General features: G+C 65.1%; 19 protein-coding genes and 3 pseudogenes. 13 read left to right on the top strand and 9 right to left on the bottom strand.

Annotation, left to right across the window (positions count from 1 at the left end):
* Positions 1–111: 111 nt before the first annotated feature.
* Positions 112–438, top strand: coding sequence for a GNAT family N-acetyltransferase (locus tag STROP_RS26345; protein WP_080516578.1), 327 nt, complete (start codon positions 112–114; stop codon positions 436–438).
* Positions 439–642: 204 nt separating this feature from the next.
* Here the strand turns inward: STROP_RS26345 and STROP_RS08115 are convergent, their stop codons facing one another.
* Both STROP_RS08115 and STROP_RS08120 read right to left on the bottom strand, forming a co-directional pair.
* Positions 643–1,227: an HD domain-containing protein gene (locus tag STROP_RS08115; RefSeq protein ID WP_011905504.1), complete on the bottom strand. Its 585-nt coding sequence runs from the start codon at positions 1,225–1,227 to the stop codon at positions 643–645.
* Positions 1,224–2,351 (bottom strand): helix-turn-helix domain-containing protein, encoded by a 1,128-nt coding sequence (locus STROP_RS08120; protein ID WP_011905505.1) that lies wholly within the window; start codon positions 2,349–2,351, stop codon positions 1,224–1,226. The genes STROP_RS08115 and STROP_RS08120 overlap by 4 nt, the downstream gene beginning before the upstream one ends.
* A gap of 169 nt (positions 2,352–2,520) precedes the next feature.
* On the opposite strand from STROP_RS08120, the gene STROP_RS25610 reads away from it, so the two are divergent.
* From STROP_RS25610 to STROP_RS08140, 6 genes are all read left to right on the top strand, one after another.
* A complete protein-coding gene (locus STROP_RS25610) occupies positions 2,521–2,934 on the top strand; it encodes a hypothetical protein (RefSeq protein WP_011905506.1) in 414 nt (137 codons plus the stop codon).
* A complete protein-coding gene (locus STROP_RS26150) occupies positions 2,931–3,227 on the top strand; it encodes a hypothetical protein (protein ID WP_018830488.1) in 297 nt (98 codons plus the stop codon). The genes STROP_RS25610 and STROP_RS26150 overlap by 4 nt, the downstream gene beginning before the upstream one ends.
* Before the next feature lie 503 nt (positions 3,228–3,730).
* Positions 3,731–4,972: a type III sulfide quinone reductase, selenoprotein subtype gene (sqr, locus tag STROP_RS08125; RefSeq protein ID WP_011905507.1), complete on the top strand. Its 1,242-nt coding sequence runs from the start codon at positions 3,731–3,733 to the stop codon at positions 4,970–4,972.
* A gap of 7 nt (positions 4,973–4,979) precedes the next feature.
* The gene (locus tag STROP_RS08130; RefSeq protein ID WP_011905508.1) at positions 4,980–5,294 is read left to right on the top strand and encodes a TusE/DsrC/DsvC family sulfur relay protein; all 315 of its coding nucleotides are present in this window, start codon (positions 4,980–4,982) and stop codon (positions 5,292–5,294) included.
* A 14-nt stretch (positions 5,295–5,308) separates the two neighbouring features.
* A complete protein-coding gene (locus tag STROP_RS08135; protein ID WP_011905509.1) occupies positions 5,309–5,821 on the top strand; it encodes a DsrE/DsrF/DrsH-like family protein in 513 nt (170 codons plus the stop codon).
* A 10-nt stretch (positions 5,822–5,831) separates the two neighbouring features.
* Positions 5,832–6,233, top strand: coding sequence for an OsmC family protein (locus STROP_RS08140; RefSeq protein ID WP_011905510.1), 402 nt, complete (start codon positions 5,832–5,834; stop codon positions 6,231–6,233).
* Between the two features lie 117 nt (positions 6,234–6,350).
* Here STROP_RS08140 and STROP_RS23855 read toward each other — a convergent pair.
* Positions 6,351–6,545, bottom strand: a pseudogene (locus tag STROP_RS23855) (transposase family protein); the annotation flags it as partial.
* A 517-nt stretch (positions 6,546–7,062) separates the two neighbouring features.
* Here STROP_RS23855 and STROP_RS25095 point away from each other — a divergent pair.
* Together STROP_RS25095 and STROP_RS08150 are read left to right on the top strand one after the other, a co-directional pair.
* Positions 7,063–7,233 carry a hypothetical protein gene (locus STROP_RS25095; protein WP_155251236.1) on the top strand — a complete coding sequence of 57 codons (171 nt, stop codon included), beginning with the start codon at positions 7,063–7,065 and terminating at the stop codon, positions 7,231–7,233.
* A 473-nt stretch (positions 7,234–7,706) separates the two neighbouring features.
* On the top strand, positions 7,707–7,901 hold the full coding sequence (locus STROP_RS08150; RefSeq protein WP_029126123.1) for a hypothetical protein: 195 nt from the start codon (positions 7,707–7,709) through the stop codon (positions 7,899–7,901).
* 242 nt (positions 7,902–8,143) lie between these two features.
* Here STROP_RS08150 and STROP_RS25615 read toward each other — a convergent pair.
* The 3 genes and pseudogenes from STROP_RS25615 to STROP_RS08160 form a co-directional block, all read right to left on the bottom strand.
* Positions 8,144–8,308, bottom strand: a pseudogene (locus STROP_RS25615) (LPXTG cell wall anchor domain-containing protein); the annotation flags it as partial.
* Positions 8,309–10,762: 2,454 nt separating this feature from the next.
* Positions 10,763–10,942: pseudogene (locus STROP_RS24715) on the bottom strand (IS5/IS1182 family transposase); the annotation flags it as partial.
* Positions 10,943–11,092: 150 nt separating this feature from the next.
* Complete coding sequence (locus STROP_RS08160) at positions 11,093–11,587, bottom strand: SMI1/KNR4 family protein (protein ID WP_018830495.1); 495 nt, start codon at positions 11,585–11,587, stop codon at positions 11,093–11,095.
* Between the two features lie 226 nt (positions 11,588–11,813).
* On the opposite strand from STROP_RS08160, the gene STROP_RS08165 reads away from it, so the two are divergent.
* The 3 genes from STROP_RS08165 to STROP_RS08175 all read left to right on the top strand — a co-directional run bounded on the left by STROP_RS08165 (position 11,814) and on the right by STROP_RS08175 (position 15,697).
* Positions 11,814–12,401 (top strand): DinB family protein, encoded by a 588-nt coding sequence (locus STROP_RS08165; protein WP_011905515.1) that lies wholly within the window; start codon positions 11,814–11,816, stop codon positions 12,399–12,401.
* A 203-nt stretch (positions 12,402–12,604) separates the two neighbouring features.
* Entirely contained in the window at positions 12,605–13,969 is a 1,365-nt protein-coding gene (locus STROP_RS08170; RefSeq protein WP_011905516.1) for a hypothetical protein, read from the top strand.
* A 471-nt stretch (positions 13,970–14,440) separates the two neighbouring features.
* On the top strand, positions 14,441–15,697 hold the full coding sequence (locus STROP_RS08175) for a membrane protein (protein ID WP_018830497.1): 1,257 nt from the start codon (positions 14,441–14,443) through the stop codon (positions 15,695–15,697).
* 489 nt (positions 15,698–16,186) lie between these two features.
* Here STROP_RS08175 and STROP_RS08180 read toward each other — a convergent pair whose 3' ends face one another.
* Entirely contained in the window at positions 16,187–17,617 is a 1,431-nt protein-coding gene (locus tag STROP_RS08180; protein ID WP_043535620.1) for a nitronate monooxygenase, read from the bottom strand.
* 325 nt (positions 17,618–17,942) lie between these two features.
* Between STROP_RS08180 and STROP_RS08185 the strand changes: the two genes are divergently transcribed.
* Positions 17,943–19,364, top strand: a complete 1,422-nt coding sequence (locus tag STROP_RS08185; RefSeq protein WP_043535270.1) for an autotransporter outer membrane beta-barrel domain-containing protein — start codon at positions 17,943–17,945, stop codon at positions 19,362–19,364.
* Positions 19,365–19,482: 118 nt separating this feature from the next.
* Here STROP_RS08185 and STROP_RS08190 read toward each other — a convergent pair whose 3' ends face one another.
* Together STROP_RS08190 and STROP_RS25100 are read right to left on the bottom strand one after the other, a co-directional pair.
* On the bottom strand, positions 19,483–20,295 hold the full coding sequence (locus tag STROP_RS08190) for a peptidoglycan-binding domain-containing protein (RefSeq protein WP_011905521.1): 813 nt from the start codon (positions 20,293–20,295) through the stop codon (positions 19,483–19,485).
* Positions 20,264–20,419 carry a hypothetical protein gene (locus STROP_RS25100; protein WP_018830500.1) on the bottom strand — a complete coding sequence of 52 codons (156 nt, stop codon included), beginning with the start codon at positions 20,417–20,419 and terminating at the stop codon, positions 20,264–20,266. The genes STROP_RS08190 and STROP_RS25100 overlap by 32 nt, the downstream gene beginning before the upstream one ends.
* Positions 20,420–20,680: the final 261 nt, after the last annotated feature.

Raw genomic sequence — 20,680 nt, forward strand, 5'->3', positions numbered from 1 at the left:
TGAGCCATCCGCATTTACATCTGTGCCGGATTACGCATCGCGACTAGCCACCTTACTAGGACAGCTGGGCTAACCAGCTGAGGATTCGGCAGTAAGCGAGCGCCTGGACTACTGGCTGAACGACCCGGCAAGCACGCTCATCGGCGTCGACATAGCGGGGAACTAGCCGGAGTTGCGGCTTTGCACGCGAGTCCGCTCCTCGAAGTCACGGGCAAGTCGGGTCGCCTCGTGGCCATGGTCGTCGACGGGCAGCACCGCAGCAAGGGCATCGGGCGGTCCCTAGTTGAAGCCGCCGAGAACCGAGCAAAGGAATTGAGCTGCCTTCGCATGGAGGCTACGAGTAGCCGCCCCCGAGAGCACGCCCATCGCCTATACCGCCAACACGGATACGAGGACGTCTGTGAGCGGTCGGCACGCTTCATGAAGCACCTGCGGTAGACGTCCGAGCAGCCAGCGCCGACAGCAACAGTGACAGCAACCGGGCGGGACGAGGACGGCCCCGCTTGCCGAGCGCGGACAGCCGCCCGAGGTCGTAGACGTGGACGGACCCTGCCGGACGGAGCGCCCAGAACTTACACGCGAGGGGTCCTCATGCTTGGAGTTATCGGCCCCGGTGGTAGGTCTGTGCCTGGTGCCTGGTGACTATGCCGTCGGTGGGGGAGGGGTGAGCCAGGCGAGGGGTAGTCCGTTGAGGGCGGCTTCGGCGAGGCGGTGGGCGCTGGTGGTTTTGAGTGCCGTGCGTGAGCTGTCGATCCAGCGTTGGACGTTGTCGATGCCTTGGTGGCGGTATTCGACGGCTTGGACGAGGCATTCCAGTTTGTCGGCGTCGTGGGCGACGATGGCTTCGAGAGTATCGCCGGTTTCGTATTCGGCGACGGCGGAGGTGATGAGATCGGTGACGGCTGGTGGGCAGGCGGCGACCTGGTCGGCGGTGATGGTGGGGTTGGGCGCGGCGGTGAGGTAGCGCTTGGCGATGTGGGGGATGTCGGTGATCCGGGTTTCCTGGGTGTCGTGCAGGACGCACAGCATCGACACCCGGGCCGGGTCAGCGCCTTCCATGGCAGCGAGCATCATTCCGATGAGCGCGGTGCGGAACGAGTGGTCGGCGATGGACTCGGGTTGTGTGACGCCGGCGAACCACCAGCCGGTGCGGGCGGCACGTTTGAGGACGCCGGCTTCGAAGATGAAGCTCATGGCTCCGTCGGCATCGTGGTCGTCGTTGTTCATCTGTCCGTCCCTGTGCCGGTGATTCCGTCTGCGCGCAGGCTGTAGACGATAGAGGTTAGTTCCTGTCGGGATTGCGGACAGATGCGGTCGCTGTCCAGGATTCGGGTGCTGCGATCGAGGAGCATGCGGCCCTCGGCGGGGTTGCCCAGAGGGAGGCCGCGTCGCACGGCTAGCAGCGCCCAGATGTTGTGGATGTTGAGGTCGATAAGGGGGTGCGTTGAATTGAGGCGTTGGACCAGGTGCCGGAAGAGAACCGAGCCGTGCCAGTCTGTGAGCGGTGCGGGCATGAAGGAGTCGTCGCACTGGCGGTACGGGATCTCCCCGACCCAGTAGGCCGAGTAGTTGAGGGCGGCTCGCTGGCAGGTATCGTCCGGGTGTGCGTGGGCGAGGAAGTCCCGCAACGGCTCCGGGTCGCCCTGGTTGGCCAGGGATGTGACGACGGAGCGGGCGTCGGGCCACAGCGGTGACCAGGTGCGGAACGTGATCGTCCTGCGGGCGCGGGTGGTGGTCTGAGCGAGCCATGCTGCGGCTGTCCTGGTGGGGTCCATGCCCGCGAGGAAGCAGGCTTGCCGGTGCAGCAGAACGTTTGGGTCGCGTTCGGCGGCTGCGCGTTCGGCGAGCAAGTGAAGCCGGGCGAAGAACAAGCGTTGCTCGTCGGTGGGCAGGGTTGGTCCCGAGGCCACCGGACCTCGCCGGGCGTGGGTGACGGCTAGCCCTCTGGCGAAGGTCGGTGTTTGCCCGAGAACAGCCCAGAGGATCAGGTCGGTCAGCCGGTGGGTGAGGACGGACCAGCCGAGTGGCTGTTCAGCGATGTCGTTGCGGTCCGCCTGCCCGTTGAGGACCGCGGTGAGGATGAAGTCTGCCTCGGCGGCGTCGTCGAGTGCGGCGAGAAGGGTCACGTTCGCTCCGAGCCGTCCGAGTCTGCGCCGGACGGCGATTGCCTGCCCGAGCGGCATCGCCGCAAATGGACGACGTCCGGACTCCCAGCTCTGCACGGTCACTCGGTCCACGTCCAGATCGGTGGCGAGTTGCTCCTGCGTCAGCGGGATGGACTCCCGGATCAGCTTGAGAAGGTAGCCAGTCACCTCGCCGCGCTGTGGTGCTGATCGTCCGCGACCTGCCATTCGTCATCCCTCCGTTGACCGGTGGTCAACGTTTCCGCGTCAAACCAACGCTGTGGCGGACATGCGGCCAGCTCACTCGTACTACGGGTGAGTCCCACCGCCGTCGTTGTGATCGTAGCGTCGCAGTAACCGAACGTTCCAGATCCGGTCCCGTGGCTCGGGGGCGGCCATGGGGCGCTGCCCGGCGGAGGGAGCCAGTAGTGCGGGACAGGACATCACCGGGGCGACGCGTGTCCTACGACCAGTACCTGATCGCCGTCGCGATGACCATGGTACGGCGACACCGACCGGCATGGTCGTGGCACAAATGGAGGTGGCTGTGCCGGTGCGGGGCCGATCTGCCCTGTCGGAACCGACACCGCATCCCGATCAACCGCAGGCACTGGCCGGCAAAGGAAGAGCAGTGACCAACGACGCCGAGAGACGGATCCTGCTCGCGCATCGGCTAGGGGCGGATGGCCTGTGTGCCGGCTGCCGCGCGTGGTGGTCACGCCTTGTCCCGTACCCGTGCTGGCAGGTGGAATGGGCGACCAGCCGACAGGCCCGCGCAAGCGTCGCCCGGTTTCTCGACGGTGTGCGGTGACCACCCACGGTCCGGTCATGCCCGTCTGGAGCTGCGGAGGCTGCGGCCTGCCCTGGCCCTGTCCCACACGCAGACAGGAGTTGTGGGCGCAGTTTGCCGGCGCTCCGACGTCGCTGGCGCTCTACCTTGGCTCCTACCTTGTCCAAGCCGCCGAGGACATGCCCTGGACACCGGCCGGTGCGCTGCATCACCGCTTCCTCGGCTGGACCAGACAGCCGCCAGCAATACAGCAGCGAAGTACAGCATCCGTGCCAGCCGAACCAGGCCGGAACGGGCGGCACCAGGCCGGGTGACCTCGTATCAGGCCCGATCCGACCGGCTCGCCGAGAGTTCACACCGAAGCGGTCGTTGGCTCGATCCCAGTATCGCCTATCATGGATATGCGCAGGTAGAAAGCCCGTCACAGGTTCAGCCGGTCACGGGCTTCCGCGCTTTTGCCCCGTAGATGGGGAGCAGATGGGAGCAGGGCCGAAGCTGGCTTGTGTTCCTGCCTGGGAGCTAGCGTCATTCCGGACGCCCAAGACTCACTCCTGGGAGTGGTTCAAGCAGGCCGACCTCGACGTCGGTACTCGGTCGGATGGGTAACAGCCGACACTCTCCACCGTCTGTCCGCCTGTTGGAACGGGTAGGTGTAGCTGCGCTCGGTCTGGCTAGCCACCTGAACCAACTTGACGTAGTTCTCGTCCACTTCCGGCCGACCTGATGGTCCCGTCCTGAACGGGACTTAGTCCCCTATGACGCGACTCGCACCGCTAATACCCTGGGGGGTATCAGCGATTGGCGGGAGGTGGGCGTGATGCGACGGTTGCTTGTGCTGGGCGCTGGCACGGCGGGCACGATGGTGGTCAACAAGCTGCGGCACCGGCTGGCCCGCTCGGACTGGCAGATCACCGTGGTGGAGCCCAACGACACGCACTACTACCAGCCGGGCTACCTGTTCCTGCCATTCGGCGTGTACAGCCCGGAGCAGGTGCTCAAGCCGACCGGGCCGCTGATCTCCGACGGCGTGGAGCTGATCTGCGGCGAGGTCGACCAGGTGATGACGTCGGACAACCGGGTCCTGCTGTCCGACGGTCGGTCCCTGCCCTACGACTATCTGGTGATCGCCACCGGTGTCACACCGCGGCCAGACCAGACCCCGGGCATGCTCGACGGCGGGCAGTGGCGTGAGCGGATCTTCGACTTCTACACCTACGACGGCGCGCTGGCCCTCGCGAACGCCCTCGACTCGTTCGACGAGGGCCGGCTGGTCGTGCACATCACCGACATGCCGATCAAATGCCCGGTCGCGCCACTGGAGTTCGCCTTCCTCGCCGACGCGTACTTCCGGCAGCGTGGCATGCGGGACCGGGTCGAACTGGTCTACGCCACCCCGCTGCCCGGGGCATTTACCAAACCGGTCGCGTCCGCCCGGCTCGGCTCGATGCTCGACGACCGGAAAATCACCGTTGAGTCGGACTTCCTGGTCGAACGCGTTGACGACACCACCCTTGTCTCGTACGACGAGCGGGAAGTCGGTTTCGACCTGTTGGTCACTGTGCCCTTGAACATGGGCGCCGACTATGTTGCCCGCTCCGGGTTGGGCAACGAGCTGAACCTGGTCCCGGTCGACCGGCACACCATGCTCGCCAAGGGGTACGACAACGTTTTCGCCCTCGGCGACGCCAGCGACATCCCGACCTCCAAGGCGGGGTCGGTGGTGCACTTCTCCGTCGAGGTGTTCGTCGACAACTTCGTCGACCACGCCGCTGGCAGGCCAATGACGGGCAGCTTCGACGGGCACGCCAACTGCTTCGTTGAATCCGGCGACGGCAGGGCGCTGCTCATCGACTTCAACTACGACACCGAGCCCCTGCCGGGCAGCTACCCAGTGCCGTTCGTCGGCCCGTTCCGCCTGCTCGACGAGGCCGCCGTTAACCATTGGGGCAAGCTTGCGTTCCGCTGGATGTACTGGAACGTGCTGTTGCCCGGGCGGCCAATTCCGTTGCCGGCGCACATGTCGATGGCCGGCAAACACGTCCCGAGAACCGGAAAGTGAGGCAGCCATGCCCATCACCACCATCGCCGGCCGCGACATCCACGTCGACGACGAAGGCTTCCTGACCGCCTACGACGAATGGGACGCCGACCTGGCCAAGCAACTGGCCGCCCAGATCGGCATCGACCTGACCGACGCGCACTTCAAGGTGCTCACTTTCCTGCGCGCCGACTACGCCGCCCAGGGTGAGACCGCTACCCTGCGACGCGTCTCGACGCTGGGCGGCATCCCGACCAAGGAACTCTTCACGCTGTTCCCCAAGAAGCCGGCCAAAAAGATGGCCTACATCGCCGGCTTGCCCAAACCACACGGCTGCGTCTGAACGGGAGTACTGCCATGACAACCCAGGCCGCACCCGCGATCGTCCCGAACTTCGACGACGACCGGAGCACCGATCGCAAACTCGCCATCATCTGCTCCAAAGGCAATCTCGACATGGCCTACCCTGGCCTCATCCTCGCCAACGCCGCCCTGGGCGAAGGCGTCGAGACCCACCTGTTCTTCACCTTCTGGGGCTTCGACATGATTACCAAGTCGAGGATGGGCGACCTGAAGTTCACGATGCTGGGCAACACCGCCACCCACCTGCCGCAAGGCATCGGCGGTCTGCCCGGGATGACCGCGATGGCCACCCACCAGATGAAAAAGCAGATCGCCGAGGTCGGCGTCCCCGAGGTGCCCGAGTTCCTGGAGCAGATCGTCGCCTCCGGCGGGCACCTGTGGGCCTGCCGGATGTCCGCCGACATGATGCACCTGGCCAAGGACGACCTGTATGAGGGCGTCGAGGACATCATCAACGCTGCTGACTTCATCGAGAAGACCGACGGCGCCCAACTGCTGTTCATCTAGGAGGACTGCCATGGCCAGCGGAAATGTGAACGTCGAACACGTCGACGGAGACGTCTACGAGATCCACGTACGCGGACACCACCTCACCGTCGACCAGCCCGTCGACGTCGGCGGCACCGACAAGGCGCCCACCCCGACCGAGTTGTTCGCTGCCTCACTCGCCGCGTGCGTCTCCTTCTATGCCGGCCGGTACCTCGACCGGCACGGTGACGACCGCACTGGGCTACGCGTGCACGCCGACTTCGACATGGCCACCGACCGGCCCGCCCGAGTCGCCGCGATCCGGGTCACCATCGACCCACCTGTGGGCTTCCCCACCGATCGCATCCCCGCGCTGACCGCGGTCGCCCGGCATTGCACCATCCACAACACCCTGTTGAACCCGCCAGAAGTGACCATCACCGTCGAGTAGGAGGCACGAGCTGGATATCGACAAGCCTTTCAGCCCTATCGAACTCGACTTATGGGTTCAGGCCGGACCGTGCCCAGGGCGCTTCGACATGGTGCAGGACGAGGATGGCCTGCACGATCGTGGTGACGCCGTCGGCCGGAAGCGGCGCCGCTTGAATGGCGTGCACACGCTGCCCGGGGTGCGCTGGTAGCCCTTGTCGGCGGCGGTCATCACGTCCACGCTGGCCAGCGCGTCGATGATGCCGTGGACGCGGGCGGCGCTCAGATCGTGTGCTGATCCTGGCATCGCCGGTGAAGCCCACACGAACCGGCCGACGGTGTGCCGGACACGTTCGGCGAGGTGGTGCAGGGTGCGGCTGGACAGCGAGACCGTGGGGACGGGAAAGACACACAGGCGAGGCTTCCGGTCGGGGCATCAGATCCTGGTCGACTGCTGTCTCACCGGGAGCCTCGCACTCATCACTCTTCGGGCTCGCCGCACCCACCCTGAGCTGCAAGATCGAGGTGCCACCTGAGCAGGCGCCGAAGTCAGATCTCGCTGGTACCGGTACAGCGGCTCTTGGTTCCGCTTCAATCTGTGAGTTAAGGCGTTGCCGTGGGAGTACGGCACCTGGTTGAATCCAGCGGTCCTCGCTCAAGGTGTGGTGGCTCCGGTTGACCATGCCCGCAACATGGAGAGGGTGGCAGCCCGTTCGAGTCGGGCCGAGTCCGGGGAGCCCCGCCGGCTGTGGGGCTCCCAAGCCTCGCACATCGTCTGTGGCTAATCCTGAGATCCGATCAGGCTGGTTGACGACGGATCGCTGTTACTTGATTCGTGATACCCCGGTTTGGTGATCTTTGTTGTTTCTGGCTCAGGCTACCGGTGCTCAGTCCCAGAAGACGAACGTCAGCATGGCATCGCTGTTGGCGTGGGGCGGGCGAAGGCGATGAAAGGCCGGGTGGTGTCGCAGCACCGCGATGTGGTGCTGGGCATGGGCGATATCGACGGTGTGGAAGTCTGATGTGACCTTGCGGGTTCGATCGTCGATACTGCGCCAATCGCGCCATTGAACAACTTGCGCGTCGATTAGGTCGTTCCGGGCCCGGCAACGCTTCCGGCTGTATCGGTCCGGTCGGCGCTCGGACGCCTGACGTGTTGCTACCCGGGCCCAACTGCGAAGCTGTAGGCGCTGAGTGCGGCCGCCACCGCCAGCAGCCCGGCAGCCAGTGGAAGTGATGGGCGGATTCCCATCAGTTCAACCGACCAATCAGCGTTGGTGGCGTGCATCGCGTCGGCGACAACACGGTCGGAGAATGGCCCCCTGTTGACGCCGTCGCTGTTCACATGGACATGACTCAGCGGACCGAGCCGAGTCCGCTGGCGATGTCGTAGTCACGGTTGGCCGGATCCGAAGACCGTTACGATGTGAGCCTAGGGGCGACCATGACCATCGCGTGATTGACGCGGCTGTCCCTCACTGGCCTACTTCTGAACATGATTGACGACAGGACGTGGCAGCTGCTCGAAGACGTGATCGAGGCGGTCGCTCACGGAGAGATGGCCAGCGCCGCCGACGCGTTCTCGATCCGCCGTTTGGGTGGGGAGCCCGAGATCGAGGTTGCCTTCGACGGTCACGCGGCGGTGTACCGGATCACCGTCTCCCGAACTACCTGTCCTGCCGACGCCTGACTCGACGAGGCGATCAGCGGCAACGGGTGCGTGTCCGGTCCAGGCGAACGTGGGTGACGGCACGGGGCGGTGACCTCGGGCGTCAAACAAGGACCCCGAGGTCACTCTGACGCGCACCCTCGCATTGAGGACGGCGCTCGTTGGGATACTGTTCCCGAGGCGGCGGGTAGGAGGCGAGAGTGTCGTCTCAATCCATCCCCCGGGTGTGTCCCGTGATAGCCCATACGTGTGGCGTGCGGTCCTTAGCGGGCCGGCCTCTCGTCGTCCGGCGTGACCACAGTGACGCGGCGCCTGCGAACGAGCAGGAAGAGTGCGATACCGAGGGCGAGCATGGCGGCTCCGATGCCGCCGAACAGGCCAGCCTGCGCGCCGGTCACGGGTAAGCCGCCGTCACCGTCACCAGCCTCACCGTCACCAGGCTCACCGTCACCGTCGCCAGGGTCACCATCATCCAAGCGGCTCGTGAGCCACTCCTCGGGCCCGGTCGGATGGTCGATCACCCGGGTTTCTCCGACGCATCCGTTCCATCCCTGCGTGGCCTGGTCGTCGACCCAGTCCGTGCCGATCAACCACGGCATGTCGGGGTTGAGGCTGTGGCCCAGCGTGTCGGACGCGTTCCGCAGCACCGGTGCGCCGTTGACGTACATGGTCGTGGATTGGTTGGCCGGATCGTTCACCAGCGCGATGTGCATCCAACGATCGAGAATTATTTCACCCGACCATGCGGTGCGATCCCCCTTCGTGGTTTCGATGGGCACCTCGGTCCACTGGAATTCCTTCAGGTTGGAAAGTCCCAGCGCAACCGGCGACGCCGTGTAGTCCCAGCGAGACCATGGCATTCCCGGGATCTTCGAGCGGTTCCCTGAGCGCACCAGCGCCTTCATCCAGGCGTTAGATTCCTCGGTGAAGTCATCCTCGATCTTGAGGAACGTCTCGATCGTGTAGCCGTCGGGAAACTGTACGTCGTTCAGCTCGGCAGTTGGATCGGTGGACAGGTAGCTCAGCCGATTCGTCCGCTTGTCCGAGTCAGCGAAGCATACCGCTGCTCCGTCTGACGAGAGCGGGTGAACATCGTGCGTGATTGTGACGTCGCCGATCTTCGCGGTGGCCGAGCCCGACTCGGCAATCGAGACCCGACGCATATCGTTGTCACCCGCGACATCCGGCACGACGACGCCCTCGTCGACCACTCCGCTGAGTTCGTTGAAGCGCCAGTGTGCCAGCGTGCCCGCAACGTTGGGGTAGTCGTCCGTCGAGCTGGGAGGCTCGGTCGTGATGGGGTCGGGACCAACGAACCCGTCGAGGAGAAGATCACGCGCGATGTCCGAGAGTGACGGCGTCGTGGGCTCGCCAGCGGAGAATTCGGGCGCGAATCCGGCAAACCGCTTGGCGAAGTCGATGTCGATAGTGAGCTTCTGGTTCGGCCCCTCGAGGATTGGCTGGTCGAACGAGGTGAGCGACTCCTGTGGTTTGAGGACTACCCACGGTGACGCCGTCTGCACGTTGATTTTGTTGTTCGTCAGGTCGAACTCGAAGAGCCCCAAATAGCCGTTCCCGCCCTCGTACGCCATCTGATAGTCGATGACCATTTGTGTCACGGGGTTGCCGAATGAGTTCAGCTTCGTCTGCTTCGCAGCGCCATGGAAGTGACCGTTTAGGGTGAGAAAGATCTGGTCGTTCACCGAGATGAGGTCGTTCCAGAGCTTCAAACCGTATTCGGTTTCCCTTGCCGTGATGCCATCATTGTCAATATCGATAAGTGCGTGTGTCGTGAGTATGACCGGCATCGTGGAATTCGCGTCGATGACGTCGTTCGCCCACGCGATCGTCTGATCGCTCGCGCGCCACGTCATCGCGAGTACGAGGTATTGCTGTCCCTCCGCCTCGAACACGTGGTACTGACTGAGCCCTGTTGGGTCGCTGCCACGGAAGGTGCCCATCGCGGATGCCCGGTCGGGGCCGAACCAGTCGAGGTACGGCTCGTTGTCCAGGTCGTACTCGATGTCGGTCACATGGTCGGCTGAGTTCCGCACGTCGTGGTTGCCCGGAAGGACGGAGTAGTCGAGGCCCGCGTCCTCGAGGGCGCGGGTCGCGACATCCGCGGCGTTCCACTCGCCCTCCTCGGCGACCCGGTCAACGACGTCGCCGAGATGGGTCGCGAAGGGGATCTTGAGTGTGTCCTGATGCCTGGCCAGCCACGCGGCCTGCGCACGGAATGGGTCGCTCCCGTACCGCGGCATGAACTGGCTCGCCGAATAGCGGCTGTAGAACTGTGTGTCGGGAATGACGGCGAGGGTGAATCGTGACGCCAGTTCGTCACTCTCGGCGGCCGGACGAGGTGCCGCCGAGGCGGGGGTGGACGGCGCGGGTGACGCCATGGTCAGCCGGCGAGTGCGAGTATGGCCCCAGCGGCGCGGAGCGCGCGGGTGGTCTTGCGTGTCGCTTTCGGAGCCGTGAGCTCCAGCGGTCGGGTCACAAGTATCCAATCTTCGGGTTGATCGAATCAGCGCGAACAACTGCTGGTCACCCTTGCTGCCAAGGCTGAACGCCACAGGACTGTGTGAGGAATGTTTAGTAAAGAGCAGCACTACGATCTCAAGCGAATCGTGGTGTTCTTGAGCACGTCGATCGGCCGTGCACGGACGCGTAGTCGCAGGTTGACGGGCTGTGGAAGACTGATGTTGCGGCGATGCTCCTGTTGGTTGAGGAAGTCTTATCTGGATAGTGCGAAGGTTGGGAAAGAAGTGCCTACCATCGGTGGGAACTGATTCCGTGATTGGGTGTTACGTATGACTGGCAGTCGGCTGCATCGAAGGTGCGGCGATGTTGGCGGTGTCCCCGGCTGACGTGGCCGAGTATCTCGCGATGCGGATCTCGAAGCCGGCCGCGAGTCGGGAGTAGATGTCGTCGTCACGCGGGTGGGCCAGAGCCAGTAGCGCCTGCCGTCCGGGTTCGGGACGTCGCCATCGGGATCGGCGCTACTGACGGTGGCCTTGGATGCGTTCGGCGAGGTGGTGCAGGGTTCGGCTGGACAACGGAATCGTGGCGGACTACGACAGCATGGCGAGGCTCTCGGTCGGGGCTTCGAGTCTTGGCCAACGGCTGTCCTACCGGGAGCCTCGCCACCATCGACCGCCGGGCCCAACTCCCCCGTCCTGAGCTGCACGATCAGCGTGGAAAGGGCTGAGCGATCATTTGTCGAATTCGTACGTGGATTCGTAGACCAGGCCCGTCACGAAGGTCTCGAAGTCGGGGGCGAGGGCTGTGATCTGGTAGTCCCTTTCCTGATCGACGTGTACGACGGTGGGGCTTCCGGGCGAGCGGTAGTCAAGGGCGATCATGTCGTGGCCCGCCGACGGACAGTCGGCGATGTAGATGCCGATGTCGGGGTAGCCCCATTCCGCTACCCAGAACGCGCTGCCGAGCTCACCGCAGAGACTGAACGGAGCGGTGTGACCGATTGCCGCCAGGATGTCCACGCCGATGTGCTCTTCAGCCCAAGAGGTTGGACTGGGTGCCGGGTGGGCATCACGGGCGAACGAGCCGCCGTTGTGTCGACGAGCCAGGTCGACGTATGCGGTGGGTAGCTTGTGTCCAAGCTGTGCCTCCACTACCTGTAGGACTTCGTCGGTGAGCGGGTCCTCCAGCGGGCCGGAGCGGTCGAAGACAGTTGTGGGATCGAGCACGGGTCGACGGTAGTCGGTTGCCGTCAGTTCCAACGCCCGGTACGGCCAGCGGGGAGTTGCAGGGGTCAGCGTCGAGGGCCGAGGGTGGCGTCCACACGGCCGGTGCAATGCCGGACTGTGGTTGGTCGCCGGTGTGAGGCGAGGTGGGTCATCCTCGGGACACGGGAGCCGTATCGACTGATGGACATTCAGTTTGTTGTCGTTGGCCCGTGGCAGCCTGGCGGGCATGGTTGATGTGACGGACCCGAAGGGCGTGCTGCACCACTACCTGCAGGCGACTCGTGATGACCTGCTCTGGAAGCTCGACGGGCTGGGCGAACGCGAGGTGAGATGGCCGCGTACGTCGACTGGCAACAACCTGTTGGGAATCCTCAAACACTGTCTCAACGTCGAAGCTGGATACTTCGGCCCTACCTTCGGGCGCACGTTTCCGACGCCCGAGGAGTTGGTATCCGTGGAGGCGTGGGAGAAGGACGCACAGGCGGACTGGTATGCACGGGTGGACGAGACGAAGGGTGGGCTGATTGATCTCTACCGCCGGGTGGCCGCCTTCGCGGACCAGACGATCGAGCGACTCCCACTCGATGCTCCCGGGCGGGTGATGTGGTGGCGACCGGACAAGCAGGACGTGACCTTGCAGCGGATCATTGTTCACGTGACCTGTGACCTGACCCGTCACGTCGGCCAGGCTGACATCCTCCGTGAGCAGCACGACGGAGCGATCGGTTTGCATCTGGGCAACACCAACGTTCCCGACTACGACTGGTCGGCGTATGTCGCCAGGCTGACCGACCTCGCCCAGCGGTTCGCGTAGCTGATCGGAGCTGCGGGCGTGTTCCGGTTGCGGCACTGGTGTCTCGTTTGGGTGTTTTGTTCGTATTCATGTCTTGATGGCGCTGGCGCCCGTTTGGCTCGGGGTGGTTGCTACCGCCGGCCGGGTAGCCGAGGGCCACCACTCGGGCCTGTCCCTGGGTGGCTGGCTCCTTGTCCACGACGGGAGAAAGACACCGGGACCACATGAAGCATCAGCACCACACACACAAGCCGAATCAGCCCAACGTGCGCCGGGTCAGATCCCGATGGTGGGTTGCTGGGCTGGCCGGGATGACTGGCCTGGCTCTGACCGCCGTCGGCGTCGCCGTCAGCCCAGCGGCTGACGCTGGCGCACGCACCCTCACCACCACCACCGATGATGATCGTGGCAAGCGCGAGGACAAAGACAAGGAGCAGGGCGACAGCGGTAGGAGTGCGGATAGGGAGAAGAAGCGGAAGGGCACACCCGTTCCGTGTGGGGCGGACGCTCTGATTGCCGCGATCACCCTCGCCAACGCCCGCGGTGGAGCTGTGCTCGACCTCGCCGCACAGTGCACCTACACTCTCACCGCGGACCTTGACGGCGCCGGCCTGCCCGCCGTTACCGCCCCCGTCACCCTCAACGGCAACAAGAACACCACTATCACCCGCGCCGCCGCCGCCGACCAGTTCCGCATCCTCACCGTTGACACCGGTGGCGACCTCACCGTCAACCACCTGAAGGTCACCGGCGGCCACACCGCCGACGATGGTGGTGGGATCCTCGTCAACACCGGAGCAACGCTCACCATCAATCACAGCGCCATCACCCGCAACATCGCCAGCAACAGGGGTGGAGGCATCGCCAACAACGGCACCACCCGGGTGCTGCACTCCACCGTCAGCCGCAACACTGCCAACTCGATCGGCGCAGGCATCACCAGTATCGGCGTACTCGAGGTCCGAAAGTCTCACGTTAACGCGAATAGTGCCGCTGTGGGTGTGGCGGGAATCTTCAGCATCGGAACTGTTCGGATCGAGCACAGTACCATTGCCGCCAACCACGGTCAGATCGGGAATATCGGCGGTCTTTTTGTTCGTGGAACCGGCACTGTCACGAATAGCCGCGTCGTGAACAACACCGCCGGGGAGGTTGGCGGCATACTAGCGGACTTCGATTCTCAGCTCATACTCAGATCCGTCACTCTCACTGGAAACCGTGCCCGGACGGGGCGGGGTGGCGGGCTGGCGATGAACCCGAACGCCGCCGTTGTGGTCGAGAAGAGTGTCGTTACGAACAACACCGCTGCGGCGGAGGGGGGCGGTGTCTACAGTTTTGCCGAGCTGGTTACGCGACACACCAAGATCACCGGAAATCAGGCCAGTCGAGGTGGCGGCGTCTTCAATACCACCATCGGCACCGCCGACCTCTTCAGCACGAAGGTACGGCAGAATGTCGCCGTCACCGACGGTGGTGGCATCCTCAACGCGGCGGGCGGCTCGGTGAATCTGAACACCGCCACCGGCACCTCTGTGGTGAGCAACCGGCCGGACAACTGCTCCGGCGACGTACCCGGCTGCGTCGGATAGCAGTCCGAGCACGCGGACTTCGAGGGGTCCCGTTCCGCCGCTTGCCGGTAGGGGTGGGGCCCCTTGGCTGCCAGGGGCATGGCGTTGGCGGGCAACTGCTGTCCCGGTGGTGATCAGGTCGTGTGAGTGGCAGTCGGCCTGGTGGGTGGTGCGGGGCCCGTCCTGCTCCGGTGGCGGGCTGACTCCACAATCCGGACCGTGGAGGGCGGGCGCGCCGACGCCGAGACAAGAGCCTCATTCGCGTATTTCCTTCGTGTTCGCCACCCGGTGAGCCCGATGTCGGTTTAGCTCGGGGATGGCCGCTACCGCCTGTCTGGTAGCTGAGGAACACGCCACCCCGTGTGCCTGGAGTGTGGTGGTTCCTCGCCGTTCACGGGGAAGGACACCGAGACCGCGATGCCATCTCATCGACACGCCTATAGCTCCGCCCGCACCGATGGTCGGCCACCGCGGTGGTGGTGGTCCGTCGGGATGGCCGGCATGACCGGCCTGGCGTTCACCACTGCCGCTGTGGCCACTGCCGCTTATGCCCAACCGAACCAGCCCGCACCGAGCTTCACCACCGCGACCGACACGGACCTCCGCGACCGGGCAACCGAGAGCGGCCGGAACGGAGGCGGCACTCCCGTCGCGTGTGACGCGGATGCCCTGATTGCCGCGATCACGTCCGCCAACGCCACCGGCGGCGGTGTGTTCGACCTGGCCAAGGACTGCACCTACCTGCTTACTTTCGATATTGGTGGGGCCGGTCTGCCCGCGGTCACCGCCCCGATCACGCTTAATGGCGGTAAGAACACCACCATCGAACGCGCCGCCGCCGCAGACCAGTTCCGCATCCTCACCGTCGGCACCGGCGGCAACCTCACCCTCAACCATCTGAAGATCACCGGTGGCCAGACCACCGCGGCGGGTACCGACGGGGGCGGCATCCTCGTCAACACGGGCGGCGGGCTGGCGGTCAACCACAGCGCTGTCACGAGCAACATCGCCGGCGGCAATGGTGGCGGTATCGCCAACAACGGCGTCACCACCGTCAAGCGCTCCACCGTCAGCCGCAACACCGCCCGACTGGAAGGGGGCGGCATCTACAGCACGGGCGCGCTGACCGTCGGCCGGTCTGAGGTGGAGGCGAACACCGGTACCGCCGGAGGAGGTGGCATCGCGAGCATGGGAGGAACGGTCGAGGTCGCCAAGAGTTCCCTCTCCGGCAACTGGTCCAATCAGGGGGCCGGTCTCTTCATCGTGGATAGCGGAATCGGCTCGGTTACCGACACCCATATCACGAAGAATTCCGCTGCCGATGTTGGTGGGGGTGTCTTCATTCTGGGGCAGCTGACGATGCAGAAGGTTGTCCTTGCCGGCAACACCGCCGAAACCGGTGCCGGCCTCAGTGTCGTCAACGGCTCCACGGCCGACATCATGGACAGCGCCATCGTCGACAACACTGCCGGTGCACAGGGCGGCGGCATCTTTAACGCTGGTATGACCACGCTGAACAACACCAAGCTCGACGGTAACCAGGCCGACATGGGCGGTGGTGTCCAGAACCTCGCAGCAGCGACGCTGACCTTCTTCGCCTCGACGGTCACCGACAATCTCGCCGTGACCGACGGCGGGGGAATTTTCAACGAGGTAGGCGGGACCGTCACCCTGAATACGGCTACCGGCACCACCGTTATCGGTAACCGTCCGAACAACTGTGTGAATGTTCCCGGCTGCGCCGGGTAGCGACCCTGCGGGTCAGCTGGACCTGGGCCCCGCTCCTGCCGTATGAGGAAGGGGGCGGGGCTCTGCCGGTCCAGTAGATCACCAAAGCTACGGCGCGCCGCCCGAATCGCTGCTCACGCCGCTGTCGAGGGCCTGGCCCTCGCTGCCGCCGCCACCTTTCCCGCGGAGGCTGCCGGAACGCCGGCGGCGACTCTGGCGGGCGCTCTTCCGGATCGCCTTGCGGGCGTTCGCTATCGTCTCGTGTCTGCTGTCTGTCCGGGGACCAGCTCTGCGTCGACGCCTCCGGGTCACGATGACGATCAGCAGGTGAACGACCAGCACAAGTGCGACCAGCAAGGGTAGAGCGAGCCACCCGAGGTGAATCTTGGACACTCCTTGAGGGTAACGACCCTAGTCGATGATCGGGAGTCGGACGTGCGGCGACCAGTCGAAGGGCGAGCCGGATCCTCGACGACGCGCCCGCGACCACTGCGAGTCGCGCCGGTCTGGTCAGCGTCCGGAACGGGCCGCCGTGAGCAGGTAGTGCAGCACGTCCGCGGCCGCGTAGTCGTCCCCGAAGCGTCGGTGTAGCTCGCTGAGGACATCGATGTCCTGGCCGATGGTGATGATCGGCGGCTCGGTGCCGTTGCCGCCCCGTCGCTGGCCCAGGCCGATCGTGCCCATGAGCCCGTTGCACAGGCAGCGGCTACCCGTGGTGTCCTCCCCTGCGCCGCCCTTGCGGAGGTAGTCGTCTACCGGCTCAGCCGGGCACCGGAAACCGATTTGGCCGGTCGGCCGTAGGTACGGGGTGCGCAGATATCCCAGATCGCACCGGCGGGCGCGGGCCTGGTAGACACTGTCCTCGGCGGCGGTGCCGTCCAGCTGGGCGATCTTGAAGGGGAAGCCGGTCGGGGAGGCGGCCGGATCGTTGTGGACCGCAAGCTGCCCGCTGGTGGCCCGCTGGAGCAACTGGTGTCGCAGCTGGGGGCTGATTCCGGATTCACGACACAGGGCGAATGCGGTGCCGACCTGGATTCCGGTGGCCCCGGCTGCCTGGACGGCGGCCAACTGCCGTGGGTCGGCCTGCCCGCCGGCTACCCAGAACGGCAGCCCGGACGCGGCCACCTTGGCCAGGTCGATCCGGTCCCGCTCGCCGTAGACGGGTTCGCCGTTGTCGTCCAGGACCATTTTGCCGCGGGGTCGAGCCGAGTGGCCGCCCGCGGTGGACCCTTCGAGGACGAAGCCGTCGGGGCAGGTGCGGGGGCTACGGGCAAGGTAACTCACCAGGGACGCGGCGGAGACGATGGCCAGGAACCGCGGCCGCGGAAGGGGCGGTAGCTGGCCGATCAGATCAGGTGGGTTGAAGGCGACGGCGTGGGTTTCGCCCGCCGGGCTGCCCTCAACGGCGACGGGTAGCTTGACCGGCTGGTGGTGGGCCAGGGCGTCGATCAGAGAAGGGATCTCACTGGGCAGGCCGGCACCCATCAGGATGTAGTCGACCCCGGCCAGCATCGCTCCATACACCGCGGCGGGGGTAGCGAGCTGGATTTTTTCTAGGTAGTTGATGCCGACGACACCGCTGTGGCCTTGCTTGGCCAGGTGGACTTCGACGAAGTTGGCGACCACAGCCAGCTCGTTCGCGTGTCGTCGTGGTCGCATGCTCAGCAGGGGTGCCGGTCGGAACGGTTTGTCCGCGGGGATTCCCCCCGCCACGTAGTAGCGGTCCAGCACTCGCTGGGCGATCTCCGGCGCAGGGAAGGCGCTCAGTGCCTGCCGCAGCGTGCCGTCCTCGTCGCCGAGCTGTAACCGGCGGGCCAGAGACGCGTCGAGTGCTACCCCGGACACCACTCCGAGCTGGCCTGCCGCGGATACGGCGGCGGCCAGCCGCCAGCTGGAGACACCGACGCCCATCCCACCCTGAATGACGATCGGAAATTCCACCTGAACCTGCCCTTCAGCCGGCACTGTCGGCACTGGCAATCCTGTGGCCCGTGGATCAGGGGCGACAGGGCAATTGGTCCTGTGGTTGCGTGTGCCAGGTCACGTAGGGCGGGCTCCGACCGGAGGTCGGCGTGCCTGTGCGGGTCGCATCGGCACACCGGAACTTTGTCTAGTTTGGGGGTGTTTCTCGTGTTCATGTTCGGCTGGGGTTGGTGTCGGTTTAGCGTGCGGAGTGGCTGCTACCGCCTGCCTGGTAGCCGAGGAAGCCGGCCTGGCCTGGGTTGGTCCTCCTCGCCGCTCACGGGGGAAGGACATCGACACCGCGATGAATCACCAGCATCACACCCACGAACCCGACCGGCCAGACGGACGTCGGCTGCGGTCCCGGTGGTGGGCTGTCGGCTTGGCGGGCGTAGCTGGGCTGGCTCTCACCGCCGTCGGCGTCGCAGCGGCTCCGGCCGCCGGCGCTGCGGGACGCGCCGCCACCAGCGCTGAGAACCAGCCCGGGGCCGGACACGACGCCAGCGACATGTCCAAGCACGACGACAAGTCCAAGCACGACGGCAAGTCCAAGCACGACGGCAAAAGGGAAAAGGGCGGCAAGGAGAAGGGGAAGAAGGAGAAGCCGAAGGGCACGCCGGTCCCCTGCGACGCGGATGCGCTGATCGCCGCGATCACTCTCGCCAACGCCCGCGACGGCGCGGTGCTCGACCTCGCCAAGGACTGCACCTACCTGCTTACGGTCGACATCGACGGTTCCGGTCTGCCCGCGATCACCGCCCCGATCACCCTCAACGGCGGTAAGAACACCACCATCGAACGCGCCGCCGCGGTCGACCCGTTTCGGATCTTCACCGTCGACGTCGGCGGCAACCTGACCCTCAACCATCTGAAGGTCACCGGCGGCCAGACCGATGGCAACGGTGGGGGAGTCCTCGTCAATCCCGGTGGAGCGTTGACCACCAACCACAGCGCCATTACCCGAAACATCGCCGAGGGTGACGGTGACGGCGGTGGCATCGCCAACCTGGGCAGTACCCGGGTCAACTACTCCAAGGTCGACTGGAATACCGGCAACGAGCAGGGCGGCGGTATCTTCAGCACCGGACTATTGAAGATCGTCAAGTCGCACGTCGACAACAACATCGCTAACACCGGCGGCGGCATCTACCAGGGCGGTAGCTCCATCACCGTCAAGGGCGGCAGCATCTCCGGCAACCAGGCAACCGCCGGTGGCGGGTTGTACCTGGCAGGCGGGATCGGCATGCTGACCGGCACCAAGGTCGCGAAGAACACCGTCAGTGGCAACGGTGGCGGTATCCGGGTTGGCGAAGGCGGGCAGTTGACGCTGCGGAAGGTCAGCCTCGCCGACAACGCCGCGGCATCGGGTGTCGCCGGTGGCTTGTACATCGAGGGAGCGGAGGTGCTGGATACCATCGCCGTCGTCGAGGACAGCGTCATCAAGAACAACATCGCCGGCATCAGCGGTGGAGGTATCCAGAGCACAGCGGTAGGAGTGTTGCGACGCACCAAGGTCATCGGCAACCAGGCCGATGAGGGCGGCGGCATCTTCAACACCGGCACGATGAACCTCTTCACCACAAAGGTCGTCGAGAACATCGCGATCACCGACGGCGGGGGCATCGTCAACTCCGGTGGCACGGTGAACCTGAACACCGCCACCGGCACCGTGGTCATCAAGAACCGGCCCAACAACTGCGTCGACGTTCCCGGCTGCGCGGGCTGACGCTTCGAGGAAGTACCAAGAGGGTTCCGTCCCGCCGCGCGAAGTGCGGCGGGACGGAACCCTTGGTCAGTCGCCGCGGGCTTCCGGCGTCCGTGTCGCGTCGTGGACGGCCGGATGGTCAACGAATTGGGTTGCGGTAGGCGGCGTCCCATGTGTTACGGCCGAGTAGCCCGTCTCTGCTCAGGCCCTGATCTGCTTGGAATGCTGTGATCAACTCTCGGTGCTCTGGGCCGTACAGGCCGTCATGGCCGTTTTTGCGAAGGTACCTCTTTCCCTTGCCGGCGGGCCAGCCCCGGCGGGTGAGCTGCTTGGTCCACATGGCGAGCCACTGTCGGTCCAGTTTGCCGTTGAATCTCCGGCGGTAGTAGCCCGACACCGATCGATCTCCGCCGCTACGTGGACCAAAGTAGTAGCCGCTCGGCAGAGGGAATGACACTGCTGGCCCCGGTGCCGGTTCGACCGGCCCCGGATCGCCGAGTTGGTCGAGTCGCCAGTTCGTACCCCGCACCGTGTCGGCAGCTTGGGTGAAGTCAGAATTCACGTGGCAGTGACTCGTGTGCTGGTTCGAGCCGGTGTAGGTATGCGTGGCAAAGCCGTGGCGGCGGTGCCAGATCCGGCCGTTGTAGATGATGTACCGCACCCACCACAGATCGTTGGAGCGGGCAAGCTTCACCCACAGCTGCACGACGTGTTCCATCGTGACCCCGCCCGGGTCGCGCAGGTCGGCGTCGAAGTCTCGGGCGCGTACCTCGTCGAGGTCGTCGCCGTCGCGGTATTCCGGCCGGCCGGTTCGGTCCGGGTTGTGACTCGACGGGGAGTCCTGGTGGGAGGTGTCTCCGATCGAGCCGTCCGATCTCTTGTCCCGCTTGGGGAACCGCTTGTTGAGCTGATCGCGAGCTTCATCCAGGTTCGGAACCACCATCCATGCCATCGATGTTCACCTCCACAACTGGCCAGTCGGTCTGCTCAGGGTCGAGCCATGGATCCGGGGTCTGCATCCCGATGTGCTGCTCCGGGTCCTCGTTCGGGTCCGGGTGTGGGTTGGTGACGGACATGTCCCTCCCTTGAGGTGAGATGTGATTTGATCGGGCATGCGTGCCCCGGCGAATTGCGGCACGATTAGCGTGATAGCGTTTCGCTGCGAATTGCGCTGTCGGCAATTCATGTTTTGTTGGTGATTCATCGATCCTAGCGCCCATGTGGCTCATGGGCATGATCAAATCCTTGTCGCAGATTGCCCTCTGTGGGGGCGTGGCGGACATTGACGACTGAAATGTGTATTCACATTCTCGGCAACGGGGTGTCGCACCCAGGTC

Origin of the sequence: Salinispora tropica CNB-440 (assembly GCF_000016425.1) — a bacterium.
Taxonomy (GTDB): domain Bacteria; phylum Actinomycetota; class Actinomycetes; order Mycobacteriales; family Micromonosporaceae; genus Micromonospora; species Micromonospora tropica.